Below are 23572 nucleotides of genomic sequence, written 5' to 3'. Positions count from 1 at the left end.
CACGCACATCCGCGGCGTTGTCGTCGGTCATCCCCAAGGTCTCGGCTTCGCTCGACCAGGGGAGACCCCATCCGCTCCCGCGTCGCTTCCCTCCTGCGCCTTGCGGCTGCGCTCGGCATCCGAAGGACCGTTCAATGCGCCGAGACGGAGCGAGCGCGGCGAGTGCAGTGCACCTGACACCTCCCCGCCCGCCCCAAGGGGCGGACGACGCTACTTCGGAATGACTCGTCTAGTTGATGGCCTTGATCAGCTCACCGTTCGCGGTGTCCCCGCTCAGCTCCCAGAAGAAGGTGCCGCCCAGGCCCTGCTGGTCCTTGTACGCCATCTTCCCGGCGATCGTGGCCGGGGTGTCGTAGCTCCACCACTGGTCGCCGCAGAAGGCGTACGCGGTGCCGCCGACCGTGCCGCTGGCCGGGCAGCGGTCCTTGAGGAGCTTGTAGTCCTCGATGCCCGCCTCGTACTTCCCCGGCGCCGCGCCCGTCGCGGTGCCGCCCGGCTCCGCCCGGGTGACGCCGGACCAGCCGCGCCCGTAGAAGCCGATGCCCAGCAGCAGCTTCTCGGACGGGACGCCGAGGCTCTTGAGCTTGGTGATCGCGGTGTCCGAGTCGAAGCCCTGCGTCGGGATGCCCGTGTACGAGGTCAGCGGCGAGTGCGGGGCGGTGGGGCCCTGCGCGGCGAAGGCGCCGAAGAAGTCGTACGTCATCGGGTTGTACCAGTCGAGGTACTGCGCGGCGCCCGCGTAGTCCGCGGCGTCGATCTTCCCGCCGTCCGTGCCGTCGGCCGTGATCGCCGCCGTCACCAGATCCGAGCCGAACGTGCCGCGCAGCGCCGCCGCCATGTCCTTGAAGGCGTCCCGCCCGCTGGTGTCACAGGTCAGCCCGCAGGCGTTCGGGTACTCCCAGTCGATGTCGATCCCGTCGAACACATCGGCCCAGCGCGGGTCCTCGACCAGATCGCGGCAGGACTGCGCGAACGCCGCTGGGTTCTTCGCCGCCTCGGCGAAGCCGCCGGACCACGACCAGCCGCCGAAGGACCAGATCACCTTGAGACCGGGGTGCATCGCCTTGAGCTTGCGCAGCTGGTTGAAGTTGCCGCGCAGCGGCTGGTCCCAGGTGTCGGCGGCGCCGTCCACGCTCTGGTCGGCGGTGTACGCCTTCTCGTAGTCCGCGTACGAGTCGCCGATGGCGCACTTGCCGCCGGTGACATTGCCGAAGGCGTAGTTGATGTGCGTGAGTTTGCCGGCCGAGCCGGACGTCTCGATGTTCTTCACGTGGTAATTGCGGTCGTAGACACCCCAGTTGGTGAAGTATCCGATGACCTTGTCCCCGGCCGCGGCGGCAGGCGCGGCAGCGGGTGCGGGTGCGGCCGCTGTGGTCTCGCCGGCCGCGGCGGTGCCCGCCCCGGAGAGCAGGGTCACGCCGAGAACGGCGGTACACGCGGCGGCGGTCAGCGCCCGGAACCGGGCACGGGAACGGGAACGGTGGAGCCTGAACATGGAGTCTCCTCGTGGGGGAGGAAGCAGGAAGCGCGGGTGGGGGGAAGGGCCTAAATCGCCGACTGGGCGGAGATGCCAGGCGTGTGGGAAGGGACTGATGAAGCGGCTTCAGAAGGGGACGTTAGAAGGACTAGACCACTGGGGTCAATGGTTCGGACCAATTAACCCCCGTCGCGACGCCGGTCGCATCCGGTCCCGTACCGCCCGTGACCACACCTGGCGCATGATCGCCAACCCGTGACGAACGCCCTCCGATCGGGCACACTGAACGCGCCACAGCTACCGATCAGACCCTGCCGCGATCCGGGAGGGCAGCATCGGCGAGGCAGGTACGACCCGTCCGGGGACCTCCCCGGACCCCACGCCGGCGGCGCCCGCCCACACCCGCGCGCGACCGCCTCAGCGCCCGACAGGGAGGAGAGCGCCGCCATGTCCGACCGCGCCCCGCATCCGGTGGACCGTTTGCTGCCCACCGAGGAGGCCCAGGACCTCGTCGCCCTCGTACGCGACATCAGCCGGCGGGAGATCGCCCCGAAGGCCGCCGAGGAGGAGGACGCCGGGCATTTCCCGCGCGAACTCTTCCGTCTGCTCTCCACCTCCGGTCTGCTCGGCCTCCCCTACGACACCGCCCTCGGCGGCGGGGGACAACCGTACGAGGTCTACCTCCAGGTACTCGAAGAACTCGCCGCCGCCCGGCTCACCGTGGGCCTCGGCGTCAGCGTCCACACCCTCGCCTGCCACGCCCTCGCCGGCTACGGCGGCAAGGGCCAGCAGACCGGACTCCTCCCCGCGATGCTCGGCGGCGGCCTGCTCGGCGCGTACTGCCTCTCCGAACCCGCCTCGGGCTCCGACGCCGCCTCGCTCAGCACCAAGGCCGTACGCGACGGCGACCACTGGGTCCTCACCGGCACCAAGGCATGGATCACCCATGGCGGGATCGCGGACTTCTACACCGTGCTCGCCCGGACCGGCGGGGACGGCGCGCGCGGCATCACCGCGTTTCTCGTACCCGGCGACGCGCCCGGACTGAACGCGGCTCCGCCCGAGAAGAAGATGGGCATGAAGGGCTCGCCCACCGCCCAACTCCACTTCGACGGCGTACGCGTGGCCGACGACCGCCGGGTCGGCGAGGAGGGCCAGGGCTTCACGATCGCGCTCTCCGCACTCGACTCGGGACGCCTCGGCATCGCGGCCTGCGCCGTCGGCGTCGCCCAGGCCGCCCTGGACGAGGCCGTCACGTACGCCACCGGACGGCGGCAGTTCGGCAGACCCGTGGCGGACTTCCAGGGGCTGCGCTTCCTGCTCGCCGACATGGCGACCCGTATCGAGGCCGGACGCGCGCTCTACCTCGCCGCGGCGCGGCTGCGCGACGCGGGCCGGCCCTTCTCCCCGCAGGCCGCCATGGCCAAGCTGTTCTGCACCGACATGGCCATGCGGGTCACCATCGACGCCGTACAGGTGCTCGGTGGCTACGGCTACACGGCCGACTTCCCGGCGGAGCGCTATCTGCGCGAGGCGAAGGTGCTACAGATCGTCGAAGGCACCAACCAGATCCAGCGGATGGTCATCGCACGCCATCTCGCGGGCCCGGAGACCCGCTGACAGCACTTCAGGCGGCGTCGCGCCGCACGGTCGGCACCCTGACCGGACGCGAGCCCGGGCCGCCGACGTGCGAGAAGGGCTGCGTACGCCAGTCGAGCCCCTGGGGGAGCGTCAGCAGCAGCCCGGTGTCCTGCTCCTGGGCCTCGTACGAGGAGTCCGCGGGCCGCGCCTCGGCAGCGGCGCGGCCCGTACCGGCGCACACCGACAGCACGAACGGGTTCCACGGAGTGGGGCACAGCGCGTGCTCCGGCAAGGTGTCCTCGTCGGCGAGCAGCGCGATCGGCTGCACGCAGTCCGGGCAGACGACCCGGTACATCTCGAAGGTGTCGTAGGAGTCGATCTCGTCACTCTCGTCGAGATCGACAGGGACCGGCTCGGTACGTCCGGCGCGCTTGAGACTCTGCATGGAGACATTCCCCCTCGGGTGGGCCGACCAGGCTGCTGTGGTCTCGACCACAGCAAGCACTTCCCGTCGCGCGCGCCAGGTAACCGTAAGGTCTCGGCGGACACGGCCGCAGGTATGTGGTCTTCGTCACATGCCACCCGCAGATGCGCGCGGAACCGCCCCCTCCGATCCGGCCCTGGCGCGGCCCGGCTGTGCCGGAACGCCCCCGGGGCAATAGGTTGATCCGCATGGAGGAGCTGGATCGTCAGATCGTGGAATTGCTCGTCAAGGACGGCCGCATGAGCTACACCGACCTGGGCAAGGCCACCGGCCTGTCCACCTCGGCGGTGCATCAGCGCGTACGCCGCCTGGAGCAGCGCGGAGTGATCCGCGGCTACGCGGCCGTCGTCGACCCGGAAGCGGTCGGCCTGCCCCTCACCGCGTTCATCTCGGTCAAACCCTTCGACCCCAGCGCCCCCGACGACATCGCGGAACGCCTCTCCGGCATCGCGGAGATCGAGGCGTGCCACAGCGTCGCCGGCGACGAGAACTACATCCTCAAGGTCCGCGTCCCCACCCCCCTGGAACTCGAACACCTCCTGACCCGGATCCGCTCCCTGGCAGGCGTCTCCACCCGCACCACAGTGGTCCTCTCCACTCCTTACGAATCCCGGGCGCCTTCTTTTTAGGGCTCGGTTCGCCTCCGGGGCGCCTCCCGTCGACGTCGACGGCCGACCGTCGACAGTGGCATGAGGCGCCCCGGAGGCGAACCGAGCCCCCCAAAAAAAGAAGGCAGACTGGGGTTATGAGTGACCGTATTGGCTCCCAGGCCGACCATCGCACCGTGCTTCTGCGTCGTGGAGAAGTGCACAGCCCCGCCGACCCTTTCGCCACCGCGATGCTCGTCGAGCGCGGACATGTCGCCTGGGTGGGCTCGGAGGGGGCCGCCGACTCCTTTGTCGCCGGGGCGGACGAGGTCGTGGATCTGGATGGCGCGCTGGTCACGCCGGCTTTCACGGATGCCCATGTGCACACCACGGCGACGGGGCTCGCTCTGACGGGGCTCGATCTGTCCGGTGCCGGCAGTCTGGGGGAGGCGCTCGCGCTCGTACGGGCGCACAGTGCCGCGCGGCCGGACGAGCGGGTTCTGCTCGGGCACGGGTGGGACGCCGAGCGCTGGCCCGGGCGGCGGGCGCCGACGCGGGCCGAGTTGGACGAGGCGGCCGGTGGCCGGGCGGTGTATCTGCCGCGGGTCGATGTGCATTCGGCCGTGGTGACGACGGCACTGCTCGATCTGGTTCCCCGCGTCACCTCGCTGGCCGGCTACCGCACTGAGGGGCCGCTGACCGCCGCGGCGCACCATGCCGTACGCAAGGCCGCTCAGGGGGCCGTCAGTGCCCGTCAGCGCACCGAGGCGCAGCGCGCGGCCCGGTCGCGGGCCGCTTCGCTCGGGATCGGGACGCTGCACGAGTGCGCGGGGCCCGAGATCTCCGACGAGGGGGACTTCACGGCGCTGCTGGCGCTCGCCCGGGACGAGGCGGGGCCGCGGGTCCACGGCTACTGGGCGGAGCTGGTCGGCGACGAGAAGGACGCCCGGCGGGTCCGGGAGCTGGGGGCGGCGGGGGCCGCGGGCGATCTGTTCGTGGACGGTTCGCTCGGCTCGCACACCGCGGCTCTGGGTGAGCCGTACGCCGACGCCGCCCACTCCGGTTCCGCGCATCTCGACGCGGACGCCGTCGCCGCCCATGTCGCCGCCTGTACCGAGGCCGGGCTCCAGGCCGGTTTCCACGCCATCGGTGACGCGGCGATCGGTACGGTCGTGGCAGGGGTGCGGGCCGCCGCCGAGCGTCTTGGCCTGGCGCGGATCCGGGCCGCCAGGCACCGCGTGGAGCATGCCGAGATGCTCACTCCGGAGACGGTCGCCGCCTTCGCGGAGCTCGGGCTCACCGCTTCCGTGCAGCCCGCTTTCGACGCGGTCTGGGGCGGCGAGGAGGGTATGTACGCGCGCCGGCTCGGCGTCGAGCGGGCCCGTACCCTCAATCCGTACGCGGCGCTGCTGCGCGCCGGGGTGCCGCTGGCGCTCGGCTCGGACAGTCCGGTCACCCCGCTCGACCCGTGGGGGACCGTGCGGGCCGCCGCCTTCCACCGCACGCCCGGGCACCGGATCTCCGTACGGGCCGCGTTCACCGCGCACACCCGGGGCGGCTGGCGGGCTGTGGGCCGGGACGACGCGGGGACGCTGGTGCCGGGCGCGCCCGCCGACTACGCGCTCTGGCGTACCGAGGAGCTGGTGGTGCAGGCGCCCGACGACCGGGTGGCGCGCTGGTCGACGGACCCGCGCTCCGGGACGCCCGGCCTGCCGGATCTCACGCCGGGGCGTCCGCTGCCCGTATGCCTGCGGACCGTTGTCGGCGGGCACACCGTGTTCGTGAGCCCGAACGAGTGACGTACGGACATTTCGTACCGCCGACCGATGCTTACCGGCCTCTGCCGCGACCTGCGGGTCTTCGGCGCTGACCTGGTGTTTCAGGTAAACGGTGCTGGTCAAGGGGGTATTGACAGTGAGCCGCCACCGGCGGGTAGGTTCGGCCGGGTCCACCACAGGACGTCCGTCCGGCAACCTCCCCGCACGTCGTCGAACGCCGCTGGGCCATGGGGCGGTGTGCCGCACCGGCGCACCACCACTGGGAGCCAGGTCCAGCGCCCGCGTCTCGGGGGCGAGGGAAGGTGTCCGCCGGCCGGCAGGTGCGACCCGGACGGGGCCCCGGCGTTCAGTAGACAACGGCTTTCGGTCGACCCGCAGCCAGCGGGTCCCAGGTCGGCCCGAAGGACGCCGGGTCCCGGTCCGCAGCGGGTGCCCCGTACGGGACCTCGGACCGGCGGTTCCTTCCGTCATCTCCGGACATCACCGGCCAACTCGTCCGACACCGGGCCACCGTCGTGCTCGGAGGCCCCTGTCCGCTCGCTAAGCTGTGGCGTCTGCGTACGGCGATAAAGGGGCAGCAGTGAACGACGGTGGCCAGAGGCGGTACGGCCCGCTCGGTACAGCCTTGGTGATCATCCCGACCTTCAACGAGGCCGAGAACATCACGCCGATCGTCTCCCGCGTGCGCGCCGCGGTACCGGCGGCCGACATCCTCATCGCCGACGACAACAGCCCCGACGGCACCGGGAAGATCGCCGACGAGCTGGCCGCCGCGGACAGCCAGGTCAAGGTGTTGCACCGCAAGGGCAAGGAAGGGCTCGGCGCCGCCTATCTGGCCGGATTCCGCTGGGGCATGGAGCACGGGTACGGGGTCCTGGTGGAGATGGACGCCGACGGCTCCCACCAGCCCGAGGAGCTGCCCCGGCTGCTGACCGCACTCAAGGGCGCCGATCTCGTGCTCGGCTCGCGGTGGGTGCCGGGCGGGCGGGTCGTCAACTGGCCCAGGACCCGGCAGATGATCTCCCGGGGCGGCAGTACCTACTCACGGGTCCTGCTCGGCGTCCCGTTCCGTGATGTCACCGGCGGCTACCGGGCCTTCCGCAGGGAGACCCTGGAGGGGATCGGTCTGGACGACGTCTCCTCCCAGGGCTACTGCTTCCAGGTGGATCTGGCCCGCCGGGCGGCCGGGGCGGGGTGCCATGTGGTCGAGGTGCCCATCACCTTCGTCGAGCGCGAACTGGGCGACTCCAAGATGAGCAAGGACATCCTGGTCGAAGCGCTCTGGCGGGTGACCGCCTGGGGCGTCGAGTCGCGGGCGAACCGGCTGCTGGGCCGCAAACCGGGCGGATCCTCGGGTCCCTCGGCCTGATCGCGTCCCCGCCGGGGCCCATGATCGTCATGGGCCGCCCCCGCACGCCGTAACGGCCCGCGCCCAGGCACACTGGAACCATGACGACCGCGCAATCGCCCCGGCCCGTTCCCCCCAAGCGCTCACGCGCCCGCACCCTCCTTCCCCTCGCCGTAGCCGTCTGGCTGGTGCTGGAGATCTGGCTGCTGACCGTGGTGGCCGAGGCCGCCGGCGGCTTCACCATCCTGCTGCTCCTGGTGGGCGCGGTCGTGCTCGGCGCGGTGGTGATGAAGAGCGCCGGGCGCCGTGCGTTCCAGAACCTGACCGAGACCCTTCAGCGGCAGCAGAACCCCGGCACCGCCCCGCCCGAGGCCGCCACCGGCTCGACCGGCAACGGCTTCCTCATGCTCGGCGGTCTGCTGATCATGCTCCCGGGGCTGATCACTGACGTACTGGGCCTGCTGCTGCTCGTACCGCCCGTACGGACGGCGCTCGGCGGGTACGCGGAGCGGTCGCTGGAGCGCCGGATGCGCTCGGCGGGCCCGGGCACCCTCGGCGACGCGTTCCAGCAGGCCCGGATGCGCAGGCCGGACGGCAAGGTCGTCCAGGGCGAGGTCATCAAGGAGGACGGTACGTCCGCGCGGCGCCCCGAGGACGAGGGCCCGCGTCCGCCGCTGACCCCCTGACCGTACGCCCTCGCGGGCACAACGCCGCGGGCCGCGTCACACAGTTCGTGTGACGCGGCCCGCGGCGTGTGCTGTTGTGCGCTTGACGCGGTCAGGCGGACTTCCGGCTGTCCCGCGGGTGCACGGCGATGTTCATGGCGCCGGAGCGCAGGACCGCCAGCCTCTCGGCCAGCACCTCCTCCAACTCCTCGCGTGTGCGCCGCTCCATGAGCATGTCCCAGTGCGTACGCGCAGGCTTGCCCTTCTTCTCTTCGGGGCCATCCCCGTCCACCAGGAGTGCCTGGGCGCCACACGCCTTGCACTCCCACTCCGGCGGAATTTCCGCCTCAACCGAGAACGGCATCTCAAATCGATGGCCGTTCTGGCATGCGTACTCCACCGCCTGGCGCGGGGCCAGATCGATGCCGCGGTCCGTCTCGTAGCTGGTCACCACGAGTCGCGTGCCGCGGAGAGCTCGCTCACTCATGAATCGTGCCTCCCGGGCTTGTCGCCCACAGGACAGGTGTCGCTGTCGTCGTCATCCGGTCAACGTTCGGTCGGCGGTAAAGATTCCCGTTGCGGGTCGTGCCTCGTCCGTCGTGCCGCTGCTTATCAAGGGTTGCGTACCCACCGGCGCCCGGTTTGTCACATCTAACAGGAGATGTCACCCAGCTATTTCATTGGTCGAGTACGCAGTAACGGTCCGCCTGGCAGGCCAAACGCGTACACTACCGCCCTTTCACTTCAACGTCTAAATCCGGTCCGGTACGGGGTTCCCCGCGGCGGCGATCGCCGCCTTGACGGGTACCCGCGCCAGCAGCGCCGAACCGATCGCGAAGAAGACCACCAGCGAGATGATCGCATCCCGGTAGCTCCCCGTGAGCTGAAACGCCAGACCGAACACCAAAGGCCCCAGCCAGCTCAGCCCCCGGTCGCTCATCTCGTACGCGGAGAAGTACTCGGCCTCCTTGCCGCTCGGTACGAGATGGGAGAAGAGCGAACGCGAGAGTGCCTGGCTGCCGCCCAGGACCAGGCCGATCGCGGCGGCCATCAGATAGAACGCGACCGGCGCCCCCGCGGGCAGGAAGTAGCCCGCCGCGAGAATCAGCGTCCAGACGGCCAGCGAACCCAGGATGACGCGTTTGGCCCCGTACGCCCTGGCCATCCGGCCCATCCCCAGTGCGCCGGCCACCGCCAGGATCTGCACCAGCAGCACGGCGGTGATCAGGGTCGTCTGGTCCAGGCCCAGCTCCTCCGAGCCGTAGACCGACGCCTGGGAGATCACCGTCTGGATGCCATCGTTGTAGATCAGATAGGCGAGCAGGAAGGAGAGCGTCAGCGGATGGCGGCGCATGTCCCGCAGCGTGGCCATGAGCTGCCGCCAGCCGGTGCCCACCGCACCCTCGCCGCGCGGCGCCACCCGCCGGTCGCGCAGCCGCCGCAGCGGTACGAGCGTGAAGGCGCCCCACCAGAGCCCCGCCGAGGCCAGACAGATCCGTACCGCCGCCGACTCGGAGACGCCGAAGCCGTCGTGCCCGGTGTAGAGCACCAGATTGAGGACCAGGACCAGCGCGCCCGAGGTGTAGCCGAACGCCCAGCCCCGCGAGGAGACCGCGTCGCGCTCGTCCGGCCCCGCGATCTGCGGCAGATACGCGTTGTAGAGCACCATCGAGACCGCCAGCGCGGCGTTCGCCACGACCAGCAGCAGCGCGCCCAGCAGATAGCGGTCCCCGTCGAGGAAGAACATGCAGGTCGTGGCCGTCGCCCCGACGTACGCCGCCGCCGCGAGCAGCGGCTTCTTCCGCCCGGTACGGTCCGCCACCGCGCCCACCAGCGGCATCACCAGCACCGCCACCACGATCGAGACGGAGACCGCGTACGCGAAGACCGAGCCCGCGCGCACCGGGACGCCCAGCGGATGGACGAACCCCTCGGCGTCGGCGGCGTTCTTCGCCACCGATGTCAGATAAGGGCCGAGGAAGACGGTGAGCACGCTCGTCGAATAGACCGAGCACGCGAAGTCGTAGAAGTACCAGCCGTGTTGCTCACGCCTGAGGGCGCTCGCCCCGTCGGCCCGTTCCACCGTGTCAGCGGTCACCCGCGCTGCCTCGCTCTCCCCGTACGGACGCCGCACCCGGCCGCCGGTACCCACCCGGGCACTACCGCCAGGCTCCCCGTGCGGTCAACACCGAGCGCAGCGTCTCCAGTTGATCAGTCATGATGCCATCCACGCCGAGATCGACAAGCGCTTCCATGCGTACGGGGTCGTTGACCGTCCAGACATGGACCTGGAGGCCGAGGGCGTGCGCCGTCCGCACGAAGCGCTCGTCCACCACCCGGACGCCGTTCTGCGCCTCGGGGACCTGAGCGCACACCGCGCCGGCACGGACCGGGACGGGGATCCCGTACGACCTCAGCCGCAGGCCCGCCACGCCCCGTACGCCGTACGAGGTGGCCAGCCGGGGGCCAGCGAGGCGGGCCGCGCGGGCCACCCTGGCCTCGGAGAACGAGCCCACGCACACCCGGTCCCAGCTCCCGGTCGCGCGGATCAGCTCGACCAGCGGGACCAGGGCGGGCGCCGCCTTGATGTCCACGTTCCAGCGGGCCTCGGGGAACTCCTCCAGCAGCTCGGCGAAGAGCGGCAGCGGCTCACGGCCCGCCACCCTCGCCCGGCGCACCTCGTGCCACGGCAGCTCCGCGATGGCGCCCCGGGCGTCCGTCACCCGGTCCAGCGTCGGATCGTGGAAGGCGACGAGCCGGCCGTCCGAGGTGGTGTGCACATCGGTCTCGAAGTAGCGGTAGCCGAGGCCGGCCGCCCGGCGGAAGGCGGCGGCCGTGTTCTCCAGGCCGTCCGCGGCGCCGCCCCGGTGGGCGAAGGGGATGGGGCCGCCCGCGCCGGGCCGGTCCAGATAAGGGTGGAGTTCGCGCGTCACCGCCGCAGTATGGCGCCCTCCGGTGACCCGGCGGCGACCACCGTGCTGCCGTTGTCCGCCGCGGGGACGGCGAAGACCCGCAGGAAGAGCTGGGCCAGCGGCCCGATGGCCAGCGTGTACGCCACCGTACCGACGCCCACGGACCCGCCGAGCGCGAACCCGGTGGCGACGACCGCCACCTCGATCGCGGTACGGACCAGCCGCACCGAGCGGCCCGTCAGCCGGTGCAGCCCGGTCATCAGACCGTCGCGCGGCCCGGGGCCGAACCGGGCCGCGATGTACAGCCCGGTGGCCACTCCGTTGAGCACGATCCCCGCGACCAGCAGCGCGATCCTCACGGGCAGCCCGTGCACCTCGGGGACCAGGGCGAGCGTCGCGTCGATCGCCAGCCCCACGGCGAAGACGTTGGAGACCGTGCCCAGCCCCGGCCGCTGCCTGATCGGTATCCAGAGCAGCAGCACCGCCGCCCCCACGACGATCGCCACGACCCCCATCGAGAGCCCCGTCAGCTCGGCCAGCCCCTGGTGCAGCACGCCCCACGGCTCCAGCCCCAGACCCCCGCGCACCACCAGCGCCGCACTCGCGCCGTACAGCGCGAGACCGGCGTAGAGCTGGCAGAGCCGACGGGTCGGATGGGGAGCCCGGAGACCGGAGGTGATGGACACGATGCCGTCCCTTGATGCGATGGTGGACTGATACGTGTCACTCTGTGGCGGGCCGACAGCGAGCAACCAGGGCCAATTCCGAGAAGGTGGACTGATTTCCATGGCGCAGTGGACCTCAGCGGTCGGGGCGGCTCAGCTTGCCCGGCAGCTTCACAACCAGCAGCCGCGGCCCGCCGGACCCGGCAGCCGCCGCCCGCCCGCCTACCGGGCGCTCGCCGACGGCATCCGGCTGCTCGTCCTCGAAGGCCGGGTCCCCGTCGCCGCCCGTCTCCCCGCCGAACGCGAGCTGGCGCTCGCCCTCACCGTCAGCCGTACGACCGTGGCCGCCGCCTACGAGGCGCTGCGCTCCGAGGGCTTCCTGGAGTCCCGCAGGGGCGCGGGAAGCTGGACGGCCGTCCCGGCGGGGCACCCGCTGCCCGCGCGCGGCCTCGAACCCCTGCCGCCCGAGTCGCTCGGCTCCGTCATCGACCTCGGTACGGCCGCGCTGCCGGCCCCCGAGCCCTGGCTCACCCGGGGCGTCCAGGGCGCGCTGGAGGAGCTGGCCCCGTACGCCCACACCCACGGCGACTACCCGGCCGGACTCCCGGCGCTGCGGCAGATGCTCGCCGACCGCTACACGGCGCTGGGCGTCCCGACCATGCCCGAACAGATCATGGTGACCACCGGTGCCATGGGCGCGATCGACGCGATCTGCCATCTCTTCGCCGGCCGTGGCGAACGGATCGCCGTGGAGTCGCCCAGCTACGCCAACATCCTCCAGCTCATGCGCGAGGCGGGCGCCCGGCTGGTGCCCGTCGCCATGGCCGAGGGCCTGGCCGGCTGGGACCTCGGCCGCTGGCGCCAGGTGCTGCGCGACGCGGCGCCCCGGCTCGCGTACGTCGTCGCCGACTTCCACAACCCGACGGGCGCGCTGGCCGACGAGGACCAGCGGCGCGGACTCGTCGACGCGGCCCGCTCGGCGGGCACCGTCCTGATCGTCGACGAGACCATGTCCGAACTGCGCCTCGACCCGGAGGTGACCATGCCGCGCCGGGTCTGCGCCTTCGACCCGGCGGGCAGCACGGTCCTCACGGTCGGCTCCGCCAGCAAGGCCTTCTGGGCGGGGATGCGGATCGGCTGGGTGCGCGCCGCCCCCGACGTGATCCGCTCCCTGGTCGCCGCGCGTGCCTACGCCGACATGGGCACCCCGGTGCTGGAACAGCTCGCCGTCAACTGGCTGATGCGGACCGGCGGCTGGGAGGAGGCCGTCGCGCTGCGCCGCGCCCAGGCACGCGACAACCGGGACGCGCTGGTGGCGGCGGTGCGCGAGCGGCTGCCCGGCTGGCGGTTCGACGTACCGCACGGCGGGCTGACCCTGTGGGTGCGCACCGGCGGGCTCTCCGGCTCCCGGCTGGCCGAGGTGGGCGAGCGGGTCGGCGTACGGGTTCCCTCGGGGCCCCGCTTCGGGGTCGACGGGGCGTTCGAGGGATATGTACGGCTGCCGTTCACCGTGGGCGGCCCGGTCGCCGTGGAGGCGGCGTCCCGGCTCGCGGCGGCGGCGCGCCTGGTGGAGACGGGCGCGGCCACGGGCACGGACGCGCCGCGCACCTTCGTCGCCTGAGCGCCCCGGGCGTCCGGGACGTCCGAGGCGGCCGGGGCGGCCGGGGCGCGGGGCGTCAGCCCTCGGCGGCCACCGGCGCGGGGGCCTGTCCTGGCACCTGTTCGTACGCCTGCCGCTGGATCTGCTGCCGGGGCGGCAGCAGATCCAGTACGGCGCGGCGGTGCGCCTCGCCCGTCGCGTCGTCGTACGGGTCGGGCGTGGCCGGGACCTGGAGCCTGAGCACCGGGGCCGTGCCGAGCCGTACGTACCCCCGGCCCGGCGGGACGTCCGGTGTGGGCGTGGTGTGCGGCTCCACCCCGAGCACCGCCGCCACCCGTTCGGGAGTGGCGGGCCCGAGGACGATCCGGGCGAGAGTGTGCGCCGTCACGTCCTGGTGCAGCAGGTCGAGGGCGTCGAGGTGTTCGGCGACGACGACGGTCACCTGCGCGGTCCTGCCGTGCCGCAGCGGCACCTGGAGCAGCTCCTGCGGATCGGGCCGGCCGCCGGCCGCCGCGAGATGGCCGAGGACGCCCGGCCGGTCGCACAGGATCCACAGCGGGCGCCGGGCGTCCTCGGGGGCGGGGAGTCCGGACTGGCGGGCGCGGTCGATCGCGATCAGCCGCCGTTCGGTCTCGCGCGCGGCCCATTCGAGTCCGGCGAGCGCCCCGTCGAGCCCGCACTCCACGGCGAGTACGCCCGTACGCCCGGCCAGACAGGCGAAGTCGCCGTTCCCGCCGCCGTCCACGACCAGGACATCGCCGTGGGGCAGCGCCTGGAGCGCGAGCGAGCGCAGCAGGCCGGTGGCGCCGCTGCCCGGCCGGCCCACGACCAGCAGATGCGGTTCGGGGGAGCGCGGCCCGGTCCGCCAGATCACCGGGGGAGCGTCCCGGTGGCCGGTGTCCGTCGTCACGGGCACGGTGCGCGGTACGGCGCCGTCGTCGGTGAAGCCGAGGACGCTCTCGCCCGGCGCCGTGACGAAGCGCTGGGCGGCGATGTCGGTGGGGAGCGGGGGCAGGACCGTCATCAGCAGGCGGTTGCCCTCCTCGTCCCAGTCGAAGAGGTATTCGCGCCCGCGCCCGGACTTGGCGTGCAGCAGCTGTTCGATGCGGGCGCGTTCGGCGGGTTCGCCGTCGGGGAAGTACGGCGGATAGGCGACCTGGAGCCGGCTGAGCCGGCCGTCGCCGTCGAAGGCGTGGTCGGCGAACGCGGTGCTCCACGCGCCGCCGTGGGTGAAGAGCGGACTCGGGTCCTCCGCCACGGCGAAGTACGGCACGAGCGCCTCGTAGAGGGACTGGAGGCGCCGTACCTCCGCCTCGTCGGGCCCGGTCCGCACGGTCGGGCGGTCCCGTCCCTGCCGGCCGGCCACGGCCATCACCGCGATCAGGGCGAGCAGCGGCCCGTACGGCATGAGGACGACCAGCAGGACACAGGCGGCGGCCAGGAACAGCGTGGGGCCGCGCCGGTCCTTGGGCATGCCCGCCCATCTCCGGCGCGTCGCGGCGGCGATCCTCCGCAGTCCGCGGACGATCGTGATCAGCGGGTGGAGCACGTCGGTGGCGCCGTCCGCGGCCGTGCGGGCCATCTCCCGCCCGCGCGCGATCCGGTCGCCGCCGCTGGTCAGCAGGTGGGTGAGAGGGAGCCGGGCCACGTCTGTCTCCTGGGGGTGCGGAAGGGATGGGCGGGCGTCAGAACTTGATCCCGCCCAGGAGGCCGGCGAGGCTCGCGCCGCCGGCCGTGATGCTCGGCGCGATGGCGGTCCCCGCGAGGTAGAAGCCGAAGAGCGCGCAGACGATCGCGTGCGACGCCTTGAGCCCGTCCTTCCGGAAGAAGAGGAAGACGATGATTCCGAGCAGCACGACGCCGGACATGGACAGAATCATGAGCATTCTCCTGGTTTGTGGGGACAGTCACCATGAGTTCTTCCAGGATCACGAAAAGTATCTATGCGATAAAAGGTGCAAATGAGTGAAATGGTCTGCATTTCACTGCACTGGCGCACGACCGCCCGCCACGCCGCCCGAGGACGTCCGGACTCTCCGCTTCCTCTTACGGCACCGGGCAGTACCCTGTCGGTTTACTCCGCACAGACATTCCGGAAGGCGGTCCCGCCGATGAGTGAAGCCCCCGACCCCGAGGTCATCGAACTGGCCACGAAGGTCTTCGATCTGGCCCGGACGGGCGAGGCCGCGACGCTCGCCGCCTACGTCGACGCCGGTGTGCCCGCCGATCTCACCAACGACCGGGGCGACTCACTCCTCATGCTCGCCGCCTACCACGGCCACCCGGCGGCCGTCGAAGCGCTCCTCGCCCGCGGCGCCGACGCCGGCCGGGTCAACGACCGCGGCCAGACCCCGCTCGCCGGCGCCGTCTTCAAGGGCGAGGACGAGATCATCCGCGCACTGTTGGCCGGGGGAGCGGATCCGGCCGGCGGCAACCCCTCCGCGGTGGATACCGCGCGCATGTTCGGGAAGACGCATCTCCTGGAGCTGTTCGGGGCCCGGTGACCGTCGTGACGGACAGCGTCGTAAATGTGGTCGCGGTGACGAAATGGCTGGGTCATCATGACGACGGGCCCACGGAGGGCCACCGACGAGAGGCAGGACAGATGGTCTGCGTTTGGCAGAAGACGACAACGGACGGCCGATCATGTCGCCGCACGGTCTAGACGAGTCATTCCGAAGTCCGGTCCGCGGGGGCGGACGACGCTGCTTCGGAACAACTCGTCCAGAGCCGCGACCGGCGATGTCTGCCCGCGACGGGGCAGGGCTCGCCGGAAGGGGCACGAGGACGTGGTCAGGTCCGAGAGGGCTTCGGCACCACACCCCCCGGTTGCGTCGACAGCTTGATGTGAGGCTTTCTCCATGTTCGATCCAGTCATAGCGCCGAGCGGCACGCTGCTCGGCCTGCTGCAGAGGGGCCGTGGCGACGGCACGCTGCACGCGCTCGCCGCGCCCCGGGCGGAGGCGCTCGCCGCCCTCAACCACTGCGTGCTCAACGACCCGCGCCACGACTGGCAGGTCGAGAACCGCTCGCTGTACTACGCCCGTCTCTATCTGGACATTCACGGCGGTCTCGACGCCATCGACGACCACCTCTTCCGCGCCGAGGACCACCTCGACCCCGACGAGTCACGCACCGGGCTCTCGCTCGCCGTCCTCGGCCACCTCGCCGCGTACGGCCGGCACGACGCGCTCGACCTGCTCCGGCGCTACACCGCCACCGGCACCAACTGGGCCTGGGCCCTGGACGAACTCGCGCTGCGCGACGACGACACGGGCCTGCGCGCCCTCGCCGGACCCGTCCTCGACCGGTTCCCCGCCACCCCCGACGGCGACGCCCGACTGGCGTCCACCGTGCGCGACGCCTTCGAACCCCGGCCCTGGCGGCTCTGGGCCGACGACCCGCGCCCCACCGTCGGCGCCCGCATCAGAACCGCCGGCGAACAGGGCTCCTTCGACCGCTGGCAGCGCCAGATGCGGCCCAGCGGCCCCCGCCCCGGCTGGAGCGTCCAGGCCGTCTTCGACTGGGCCCAGCAGGGCCTGGAACGCGGCACCGAACTCCACCTGCCCGCGGCCCGCTGCCTCACCGCCGTCGCCGGACCCGGCGACCGCCCGCTCATCGTCGAGGCGGCCAGGAGCGGCCCCGGCGGGGCGCGCTGCGCCGCGCTCCACTACCTGGCCGAGGCCCGCGACCCCGCCGTCCTCGACCTGATCGAGGCGGCGGCCGGCGACCCGCACCGCGCCGTCGCCGACGCCGCGGTCTCCGCCTTCGAGCGGATGTGCGGCGACGAGGCCGTCGACCGGGCCCGGGGCTGGATCCACCGGCCCGACCCCCTCGGCGCCTCCGCCGCCGGCGTCCTCGCCTGCCGCGGCGGTACGAAGGACACCCCCCTGGTCCTCGGCGCCCTGCGCGAGACCGTACGCGCCGAAGGCCCCGACTCCCCCCGGCTGTGGTCCCTCGTCGACGGCACGGGCCGCCTCGGCATCGTCTGCGCCGCACCCGTCCTGCGCCATGTCTACCGGGAGACCGCCTCCTCCCAGCTCCGTGGCCGCGCAGCCCGCGCCCTCGCCGCCACCGACCCCTCGTACGCCACCGGATTCGCCGTGGAATGCCTGTGGGACTGCGAGGAGACCACCCGGGAGATCGCCGCGCTGCACGCCGAGACCGGCGACGTACGGGTGGCCGACCGGCTGCGGCGGCTGGCCGCCGACCCGGCCGAGGAGGCCGAGGTCCAGACGGCCGTACGCAACCGGATGGGCCCTGACGCGGCGGCCCGGTGAACACGCCGTAACGCCTCGGACGTGGTGCGGGGGCGCCCCCGCACCACGTCCGAGGCGTCCTCCCCCGGTGCCAGGGCGCCCCCGCTTCCAATGCTCACGGGACGTTCCCCACGCGGAAAGATCCACGTTGGCAGGGACACGTTCGGTACGACGACAACACGGATATGCGTGTCGTCATCGTCACCGAGTCCTTCCCGCCCGATGTCAACGGCGTGGCCCACTGCGCCCTCCAGACCGCCCGGCACCTCGCCGCGCGCGGTCACGACCCCCTCGTCATCGCCCCGTCCGTCGCCGGCGACGACGAGACCGACACCCCGTGCCCCGTGGTACGCGTGCCCTCCCTCCCCCTGCCCGGCTACCCCCAGGTACGCGTGGCCCTCCCCAGCCGCCGCATCGCGGCCACCATCACCGCCCACCGCGCCGACCTCGTCCACCTCGCGAGCCCCTTCGTCCTCGGCGTCCGCGGCATGACCGCCGCCGCACGCCTCGGCGTCCCCGCCGTCGCCGTCTACCAGACCGATCTGGCCGGCTACGCCCGTACCTACGTGGGCGCCGGGGAGGCCGCCGCCTGGCGCCGCCTCAAGGCCGTCCACACCGCGGCCGACCGCACCCTCGCGCCGTCCAGTGCCGCCGTCGCCGACCTCGCCGAACACGGCATCCCCCGGGTCAGCCTCTGGCCGCGCGGCGTGGACACCGTACGGTTCCGCCCCGAGCTGCGCGACGAGGCGCTACGGAGCCGGCTCGCCCCCGACGGCGAACTGATCGTCGGCTACGTCGGCCGGCTCGCCGCGGAGAAGCACGTCGAACTCCTCGCGGGCGTCTGCGCCCTGCCCGGCGTCCGCGTCGTCATCGTCGGTGACGGACCCAGCGAGACCTCCCTGCGCACCGCACTGCCCGGCGCCGTCTTCCTCGGCCGCACCACCGGCGACGCGCTCGCCAAAACCTTCGCCTCCTTCGACCTCTTCGCGCACACCGGTCCCTACGAGACCTTCTGCCAGACCGTGCAGGAGGCCATGGCCAGCGGCGTCCCGGTGATCGCCCCCGCCGCGGGCGGACCGCTCGACCTCGTCGACCACGGCCGTACGGGACTTCTCGTCACCCCGCACGACACGGACGCCGTCACCGAGGCCGTCCGCGAACTCGCCCACGCGCCCGCCCGCCGCGCCGCCTACGGACGGGCCGGCCGGGCCGCCGTCGAGGACCGGACCTGGGCCGCCGTCGGGGACCAGCTCCTCGGCCACTACGCCGAGGTGCTCGGCGCGCGTACGGCGGTGGTCGCGTGAACGCGCTGCGGATCGTACGGCTCGCCAACTTCGTCACACCGTCCTCCGGCGGACTGCGCACCGCCCTGCACGCGCTGGGCAGCGGCTACCGTACGGCCGGACACGAACCGGTACTGATCGTCCCCGGGGAACGCGCGTCCGACGAGGACACCGAACAAGGCAGGGTGATCACCCTGCCCGGCACCGAACTGCCCGGCACCGGCGGCTACCGCGTCCTGGCGGCCCGGCGCCGGCTGCGCGACGTGCTCGAAGACATCGCACCCGACCGGCTCGAAGTCTCCGACCGGACCACGCTGCGCTGGACCGGCGAATGGGCCAGGCGCCACCGGATCCCCTCCGTGATGGTCTCCCACGAGACGGCCGACGGGGTGCTGCGCACCTGGGGCGTGCCCGGAGCCGCCGCCGCCCGCGCGGCCGACCGGCTCAACACCCGCAGCGCCTGGGCGTACTCACGGATCGTCTGCACCACCGAGTGGGCGGAGCGCGAGTTCCTGCGCATCGGCGCCCGCAACGTGGTGCGCGCCCCGCTCGGCGTGGACCTCGACCGCTGCCGGCCGCAGCGCCGCGACCCGGCCCTGCGCGCCCGGTACACCCGGGGCGGCGCGCCGGACGTCCTGCTCCTCCTCGGCTCCCGGCTGTCCGTCGAGAAGCGCCCCGGCGCCGCGCTCGACACGCTGGCCGAGCTGCGCCGGCGAGGAGTACGCGCGTCACTGGTCGTCGCGGGCGAGGGACCGCTCCGCGCCGGACTGGCCCGCAGGGCCGGGGCGCAGGGGCTGCCCGTGGTCTTCCTCGGCCATGTCGGCGACCGCGCCGCGATGGCCGGCCTCCAGGCCTCCGCCGACATCTGCCTCGCCCCGGGCCCCGCCGAGACCTTCGGCCTCTCGGCCCTGGAGGCGCTGGCCTGCGGCACCCCGGTCGTCGCGAGCGCCTCGTCCGCGCTGCCCGAGGTGATCGGCGACGCGGGCCGGGCGGCGGCCGACGACGCGGCCTCCTTCGCGGACGCCGTCGAGGACCTGCTGGCCCGCCCGGAGGACACCCGCCGCGCGGCGGCCCGCGCACGGGCCGAACTCTTCGGCTGGGACACGTCGGTGGCGGCCTTCCTGGCGGCGCACGACGCCCGGCCCGTGGCCTCCGCCCCGCGCCCGCACGGGACATGCCCGCACGGGACACCCCGATGACGCCGCGGCCGAGACCCGCACCGGCGGTCACCCCCCTGGAGTCCGTACCGTCTCCGCGCCGCGGCGGCACCGGCACGCCGACGACCGCGACCGCGCCCCCGCGGTTCGCCGCGCTCGGGGACTCCCTCACCTTCGGGATCGGCGACCCCGTCGACAGCGGAGCGTGGCGCGGATGGGCCACGCTGCTCGGAGCCGCCTTCGGCGACGAGGACGGGACAGCGTTCCGGAACTTCGCCGTCAGCGGCGCCCTCACCCGCGACGTCGAGGAACGGCAGACCCCCGACGCCCTGGCCTTCGCGCCCGACATCGCCTCCGTCGTCGTCGGCGTCAACGACACGCTCCGCCGCGCCTTCGACATCCAGGACCTCGCCCCGCGCATCGACCGCATCTGCGCCGCCCTCGCCGCACACGGCACCGTCCTGCTCACCGCCTGCCTGCCCGACCCCGGCGCCATGCTCGGACTGCCCGCCCCGCTCGCCCGGCCGCTCGCCAGGCGCCAGCGGGCCGTCAACGCCGTCGTCCACACCCTGGCGACCCGGTACGACACCGTCCACCTGCACCTCGCCGACACCGCCTGGGTCGCCGACCGGACGCTGTGGAGCGCCGACCGGCTGCACCCGGGGGAGCGCGGCCACCGCATGATCGCGGTACGTTTCCACGCGGCGCTCACCGCGCGGGGGTTCGCGCTCGGCCCGCCGCCCGACCCCGACCCCGACCGGTCGCCGCCCACTCGCGCCGAGTCACTGCGCTGGCTCGCGACCTCCGGCACCGGATGGGTGGCCCGCCGCTGCCGCGACCTCCTGCCGGAGCTGCTGCGCCTGGCGGGCGACGAGGTCACGCACTGGGCCCGAGGCAGCAGCGCCCGCCTCGACCTGAAGGCCGACCACGCCCTCTCCGGGGCGCTGGCCGCACTCGCCGCCCCGGCGGCGGGCAAGGGGAATTGAGCGGACGGCACCGGGGCGCTCTGCGTCGTTTCGACCGTTGTCAGTGCGAGGACATAATCTGTGCACGTGACTTCGCCTGCCCCGACGGATTTCGTTCCGCCCCAGCTCAGCGCGGGGCCGCGGCCCGCACAGGGCCCGGCCGCCGACGAAGGGCTCGCGCGGCGCCTGCGCGCGCTCGCCTGCACCGCGCCGCTGCACGACCTGGACACCCGTAAGGCCAATCTCGCGGGCGAGTACTCGGTGTACGCGATGGCGGAGGTCGCGCTCTCCGCCATCGACCTGGTCACGCTCAACATGGACTTCGACACCGGAGCCGACCACGAACAGATAGTGGCCAGACTCCTGCCCCGGATCGCCGCCCAGGCCCCCCGCCGCCCGGTCGCCGAGCACGAACGCGTCGCCCGCTGGGTCCTGGAGAACCTGATCAACGTGGGCAGCGTGGACCGCGGCTTCCGCGCCGTGTACGGCACGTTCGGCACGGACGGCGTCTACACCCGCAGGGATTACGACTTCAAGCTGATCGAGGAGGTCCCGGGTCCCGGCGGCAGCGTCTTCCTCCGTACGACCGACGAAGCGGTCAACGTCCTGGTCGGAGCCCTCGACACGGACGTCACCAGCGCCCAGATCGCCGCCGAGGTCAAGCTGGAGGTCCTGATCAGCCGGGGCAGGCTGGCCGACGCCCAACTCGCCGCCGAACAGGCCAGATACCGGACCGTCCAGTACGCGGAGACGCTGCGCAGGACGCTGGAGGCGACCCGGCGCAACGTACGGGCCGTCGACTGGCTCCACGCCGTCCCCGACATGATCGACGAAGCCCTCGACCATGTCGCCGACCGGTACCGCCACGAGAACGCGATCCTGACGAACATCCGCAAGGCGCGCGACGAGGCGGAGACCGGCGGCGACCCCAGGACGGCCGAGCACAAACGGCGCGCGGCCGAACTCGTCGACATCGTCAAGGACTGCATCCGCCGCCACACCCAACTCCAGTCCCGTCTGCTGGAGGCGGGCCCCCTCTTCCGCGCCGAACAGGACCGCCAGGCCTTCGCCCGGCCCACCGCCCACACCGGACTCGACCTGTACGGACAGCTCGTCGCCCCGCTGCTGCCGCTCCCGGTGGAGCAGGCGGGCCGGGTCACGGACGCCTTCTTCGCCCGCGGTACGGGGCTGCGCACCCCGGCGTCCGTCCGGGTCGGCGACCTGATCGACCTGCTGCTGACCCCACCGGTGGAGCGCGAACACCTGGGCGCCGAGATGCCGGAACCGGACCTGATCGCGACACCGGACGACAGCCGCTTCAGCGAGGAACAGCTCGCGAGCGCGCGGGAACTCCTCGACCTGGAACACGACGCGCCGCGCCGGCTCTCCGGCCTCCTCGCGGAGGCCCGCCTGCGCGACCCCGAACTGCCCTACCTCGTCGCCCTCCTGGCCGTCCACGCGGCCAGCCCCCCGGTGGGCACCGCCTACCGCCAGGGCGAGGAGCGCCTGCTCTTCGCGGTGGACGACGGCACCCCGCTCGACGACTGGGAGTTCGGCGGCGCGGACCTGATAGTGGGCACGGCGCTGCTGGACGCGGCAGGCATGACGGCGGACCGCACGGAGGCGGCATGACCAGAGCCGCGGAGCGTTCACCGACGGGAGGGGACGGGGGGCGGAGAGGTGCGTGTCCGGACACTGAAGCGTGATGTGTGGCGCGCAGACGCCCGTCTCTCCGTACAAGAGCCGTACCGCGCCGTACATCATGCCGTCCGGACAGGTACCTCCGGAGGCCCCGGGCCCCGCATCACGACGAACCACCCGCACCCCCCTCAAGGAGCCGCCCCGTGAGCGACCACACCGCCGAGCCTTCCGCCACGTGGCCCGACCCCACCGACCCGGATCCGGCCGAGCCCGCCACGCCAGGCGCGGGCGTGAGCCGGACCGTCACCCCCGCCGACGCGGCCGACGCCGCCCGCCTCGTCTCCTTCGGGCTCCAGCCCAAGCTGCTGCCGGCCCGCGACGCCGAGTACACCGAACTGCTCCGCCGCTACCGCGAGGACCCGGCCTTCGCCCGTGTCACCGACGCCGTCGCCACCGGGTTCGGCCTCGTCGTCCTCGAAGTCTCCCCGCGCGCCGGCATGGCCGTCACCGCCGCCGAGGACTCCGTCTTCGCGGTCCGCATGGGCGACTACGCACGCCGCGCCTCCACCGACTCCGCCGACCGCTTCCTGCACGGCCTCGCCCATCTCGCCGTCGCGGCCCTGGCCTTCCCCCGCCCCGAGGACCTCGCCGACGACGGATACATCGGCCGGATCACGGTCAACGGCGTCGACGCGTTCGTCCGGCAGGCCTGCCGCCGCCTGGAGGAACGCGCCGAGCGGGACGGGGAGAACACCGACCCGTCGACCGACGCCCCCGGCCTGGAGGCCGCCTGGCGCACCTACGCACGGCGCAGCGCCACCGGCGCCACCAAGGACGCCCGCCGCCTCGCCGGGTCCACCACCGGCATCATCGGCAAGGCCGTCGCGTTCCTCACCGACTCCGGATTCCTCCAGCGCACCGGCGACGACGCCGGAGGCGCCTACCGCACCACCGCCCGCTACCAGCTCCAGGTGCGTGACATGGCGGGCCACGCGGCCCTCACCGAACTGCTGGAGCTGGGCGTCGTCCCCGTCTCCGACGGCTCCGCCACCCTGCTGCCCCCGCCCGACGGGGACGACCTGGAACTGGCGGCCGACGCTGGCCTCCCCTTCCACGCCTGACACCCACTCGCCCACCCACCCCTCACCGCCGCCATCCACCAGACGAGAG

General features: G+C 72.9%; 21 protein-coding genes. 13 read left to right on the top strand and 8 right to left on the bottom strand.

Features of this window, described 5'->3' with window-relative positions; genetic code table 11:
* Positions 1-229: 229 nt before the first annotated feature.
* On the bottom strand, positions 230-1495 hold the full coding sequence (locus ACIQ7D_RS35610) for a glycoside hydrolase family 18 protein (protein ID WP_403945076.1): 1266 nt from the start codon (positions 1493-1495) through the stop codon (positions 230-232).
* A gap of 429 nt (positions 1496-1924) precedes the next feature.
* Here ACIQ7D_RS35610 and ACIQ7D_RS35605 point away from each other — a divergent pair, with 429 nt between their 5' ends.
* Positions 1925-3097, top strand: a complete 1173-nt coding sequence (locus tag ACIQ7D_RS35605) for an acyl-CoA dehydrogenase family protein (RefSeq protein WP_403945074.1) — start codon at positions 1925-1927, stop codon at positions 3095-3097.
* 7 nt (positions 3098-3104) lie between these two features.
* Here ACIQ7D_RS35605 and ACIQ7D_RS35600 read toward each other — a convergent pair whose 3' ends face one another.
* Positions 3105-3503: a hypothetical protein gene (locus tag ACIQ7D_RS35600; protein WP_403945072.1), complete on the bottom strand. Its 399-nt coding sequence runs from the start codon at positions 3501-3503 to the stop codon at positions 3105-3107.
* Positions 3504-3730: 227 nt separating this feature from the next.
* Between ACIQ7D_RS35600 and ACIQ7D_RS35595 the strand changes: the two genes are divergently transcribed.
* From ACIQ7D_RS35595 to fxsA, 4 genes are all read left to right on the top strand, one after another.
* Positions 3731-4171: an Lrp/AsnC family transcriptional regulator gene (locus ACIQ7D_RS35595; RefSeq protein ID WP_385004436.1), complete on the top strand. Its 441-nt coding sequence runs from the start codon at positions 3731-3733 to the stop codon at positions 4169-4171.
* Positions 4172-4287: 116 nt separating this feature from the next.
* Complete coding sequence (locus ACIQ7D_RS35590; protein WP_403945071.1) at positions 4288-5928, top strand: amidohydrolase; 1641 nt, start codon at positions 4288-4290, stop codon at positions 5926-5928.
* Between the two features lie 559 nt (positions 5929-6487).
* The gene (locus tag ACIQ7D_RS35585; protein WP_403945069.1) at positions 6488-7276 is read left to right on the top strand and encodes a polyprenol monophosphomannose synthase; all 789 of its coding nucleotides are present in this window, start codon (positions 6488-6490) and stop codon (positions 7274-7276) included.
* A gap of 80 nt (positions 7277-7356) precedes the next feature.
* The gene (gene fxsA, locus ACIQ7D_RS35580; protein WP_403945067.1) at positions 7357-7941 is read left to right on the top strand and encodes an FxsA family membrane protein; all 585 of its coding nucleotides are present in this window, start codon (positions 7357-7359) and stop codon (positions 7939-7941) included.
* A gap of 91 nt (positions 7942-8032) precedes the next feature.
* Here the strand turns inward: fxsA and ACIQ7D_RS35575 are convergent, their stop codons facing one another.
* From ACIQ7D_RS35575 to ACIQ7D_RS35560, 4 genes are all read right to left on the bottom strand, one after another.
* Positions 8033-8407: an RNA polymerase-binding protein RbpA gene (locus ACIQ7D_RS35575; RefSeq protein WP_003959706.1), complete on the bottom strand. Its 375-nt coding sequence runs from the start codon at positions 8405-8407 to the stop codon at positions 8033-8035.
* A gap of 264 nt (positions 8408-8671) precedes the next feature.
* Complete coding sequence (locus ACIQ7D_RS35570; RefSeq protein WP_403945064.1) at positions 8672-10018, bottom strand: MFS transporter; 1347 nt, start codon at positions 10016-10018, stop codon at positions 8672-8674.
* A gap of 61 nt (positions 10019-10079) precedes the next feature.
* A complete protein-coding gene (locus ACIQ7D_RS35565) occupies positions 10080-10853 on the bottom strand; it encodes a glycerophosphodiester phosphodiesterase (protein WP_403945062.1) in 774 nt (257 codons plus the stop codon).
* Positions 10850-11518 carry a YitT family protein gene (locus tag ACIQ7D_RS35560; RefSeq protein WP_403945060.1) on the bottom strand — a complete coding sequence of 223 codons (669 nt, stop codon included), beginning with the start codon at positions 11516-11518 and terminating at the stop codon, positions 10850-10852. The genes ACIQ7D_RS35565 and ACIQ7D_RS35560 overlap by 4 nt, the downstream gene beginning before the upstream one ends.
* Before the next feature lie 100 nt (positions 11519-11618).
* Here ACIQ7D_RS35560 and ACIQ7D_RS35555 point away from each other — a divergent pair, with 100 nt between their 5' ends.
* A complete protein-coding gene (locus ACIQ7D_RS35555) occupies positions 11619-13118 on the top strand; it encodes a PLP-dependent aminotransferase family protein (protein WP_403945058.1) in 1500 nt (499 codons plus the stop codon).
* Between the two features lie 55 nt (positions 13119-13173).
* On the opposite strand, the gene ACIQ7D_RS35550 is transcribed toward ACIQ7D_RS35555, so the two are convergent.
* Together ACIQ7D_RS35550 and ACIQ7D_RS35545 are read right to left on the bottom strand one after the other, a co-directional pair.
* Positions 13174-14745, bottom strand: coding sequence for a hypothetical protein (locus ACIQ7D_RS35550; RefSeq protein WP_403945056.1), 1572 nt, complete (start codon positions 14743-14745; stop codon positions 13174-13176).
* Between the two features lie 37 nt (positions 14746-14782).
* On the bottom strand, positions 14783-14977 hold the full coding sequence (locus tag ACIQ7D_RS35545) for a hypothetical protein (protein ID WP_114627688.1): 195 nt from the start codon (positions 14975-14977) through the stop codon (positions 14783-14785).
* A gap of 231 nt (positions 14978-15208) precedes the next feature.
* On the opposite strand from ACIQ7D_RS35545, the gene ACIQ7D_RS35540 reads away from it, so the two are divergent.
* The 7 genes from ACIQ7D_RS35540 to ACIQ7D_RS35510 all read left to right on the top strand — a co-directional run bounded on the left by ACIQ7D_RS35540 (position 15209) and on the right by ACIQ7D_RS35510 (position 23523).
* A complete protein-coding gene (locus ACIQ7D_RS35540; RefSeq protein ID WP_403945054.1) occupies positions 15209-15601 on the top strand; it encodes an ankyrin repeat domain-containing protein in 393 nt (130 codons plus the stop codon).
* 357 nt (positions 15602-15958) lie between these two features.
* Positions 15959-17377 carry a HEAT repeat domain-containing protein gene (locus ACIQ7D_RS35535; protein WP_403945051.1) on the top strand — a complete coding sequence of 473 codons (1419 nt, stop codon included), beginning with the start codon at positions 15959-15961 and terminating at the stop codon, positions 17375-17377.
* Between the two features lie 164 nt (positions 17378-17541).
* Positions 17542-18660 carry a glycosyltransferase family 4 protein gene (locus ACIQ7D_RS35530; protein WP_403945048.1) on the top strand — a complete coding sequence of 373 codons (1119 nt, stop codon included), beginning with the start codon at positions 17542-17544 and terminating at the stop codon, positions 18658-18660.
* Positions 18657-19838, top strand: a complete 1182-nt coding sequence (locus tag ACIQ7D_RS35525; protein WP_403945046.1) for a glycosyltransferase — start codon at positions 18657-18659, stop codon at positions 19836-19838. The genes ACIQ7D_RS35530 and ACIQ7D_RS35525 overlap by 4 nt, the downstream gene beginning before the upstream one ends.
* The gene (locus ACIQ7D_RS35520; protein WP_403945044.1) at positions 19835-20782 is read left to right on the top strand and encodes an SGNH/GDSL hydrolase family protein; all 948 of its coding nucleotides are present in this window, start codon (positions 19835-19837) and stop codon (positions 20780-20782) included. The genes ACIQ7D_RS35525 and ACIQ7D_RS35520 overlap by 4 nt, the downstream gene beginning before the upstream one ends.
* 66 nt (positions 20783-20848) lie before the next feature.
* Positions 20849-22393, top strand: coding sequence for a hypothetical protein (locus ACIQ7D_RS35515; RefSeq protein WP_403945042.1), 1545 nt, complete (start codon positions 20849-20851; stop codon positions 22391-22393).
* A 212-nt stretch (positions 22394-22605) separates the two neighbouring features.
* A complete protein-coding gene (locus ACIQ7D_RS35510) occupies positions 22606-23523 on the top strand; it encodes a hypothetical protein (protein WP_403945040.1) in 918 nt (305 codons plus the stop codon).
* Positions 23524-23572: the final 49 nt, after the last annotated feature.

It is taken from the genome of Streptomyces sp. NPDC096310, from assembly GCF_044763125.1.
Taxonomy (GTDB): Bacteria; Actinomycetota; Actinomycetes; order Streptomycetales; family Streptomycetaceae; genus Streptomyces.
Note: the sequence above shows the minus strand (reverse complement) of the source record. Positions and strands in the feature narration are given on the sequence as shown.

Coding starts and splice junctions, on each gene's coding strand:
- ACIQ7D_RS35610 (WP_403945076.1), bottom strand. CDS start 1,495: ATGTTCAGGCTCCACCGTTCCCGTTCCCGTGCCCGGTTCCGGGCGCTG.
- ACIQ7D_RS35605 (WP_403945074.1), top strand. CDS start 1,925: ATGTCCGACCGCGCCCCGCATCCGGTGGACCGTTTGCTGCCCACCGAG.
- ACIQ7D_RS35600 (WP_403945072.1), bottom strand. CDS start 3,503: ATGCAGAGTCTCAAGCGCGCCGGACGTACCGAGCCGGTCCCTGTCGAT.
- ACIQ7D_RS35595 (WP_385004436.1), top strand. CDS start 3,731: ATGGAGGAGCTGGATCGTCAGATCGTGGAATTGCTCGTCAAGGACGGC.
- ACIQ7D_RS35590 (WP_403945071.1), top strand. CDS start 4,288: ATGAGTGACCGTATTGGCTCCCAGGCCGACCATCGCACCGTGCTTCTG.
- fxsA (WP_403945067.1), top strand. CDS start 7,357: ATGACGACCGCGCAATCGCCCCGGCCCGTTCCCCCCAAGCGCTCACGC.
- ACIQ7D_RS35575 (WP_003959706.1), bottom strand. CDS start 8,407: ATGAGTGAGCGAGCTCTCCGCGGCACGCGACTCGTGGTGACCAGCTAC.
- ACIQ7D_RS35555 (WP_403945058.1), top strand. CDS start 11,619: ATGGCGCAGTGGACCTCAGCGGTCGGGGCGGCTCAGCTTGCCCGGCAG.
- ACIQ7D_RS35545 (WP_114627688.1), bottom strand. CDS start 14,977: ATGATTCTGTCCATGTCCGGCGTCGTGCTGCTCGGAATCATCGTCTTC.
- ACIQ7D_RS35540 (WP_403945054.1), top strand. CDS start 15,209: ATGAGTGAAGCCCCCGACCCCGAGGTCATCGAACTGGCCACGAAGGTC.
- ACIQ7D_RS35535 (WP_403945051.1), top strand. CDS start 15,959: ATGTTCGATCCAGTCATAGCGCCGAGCGGCACGCTGCTCGGCCTGCTG.
- ACIQ7D_RS35530 (WP_403945048.1), top strand. CDS start 17,542: ATGCGTGTCGTCATCGTCACCGAGTCCTTCCCGCCCGATGTCAACGGC.
- ACIQ7D_RS35520 (WP_403945044.1), top strand. CDS start 19,835: ATGACGCCGCGGCCGAGACCCGCACCGGCGGTCACCCCCCTGGAGTCC.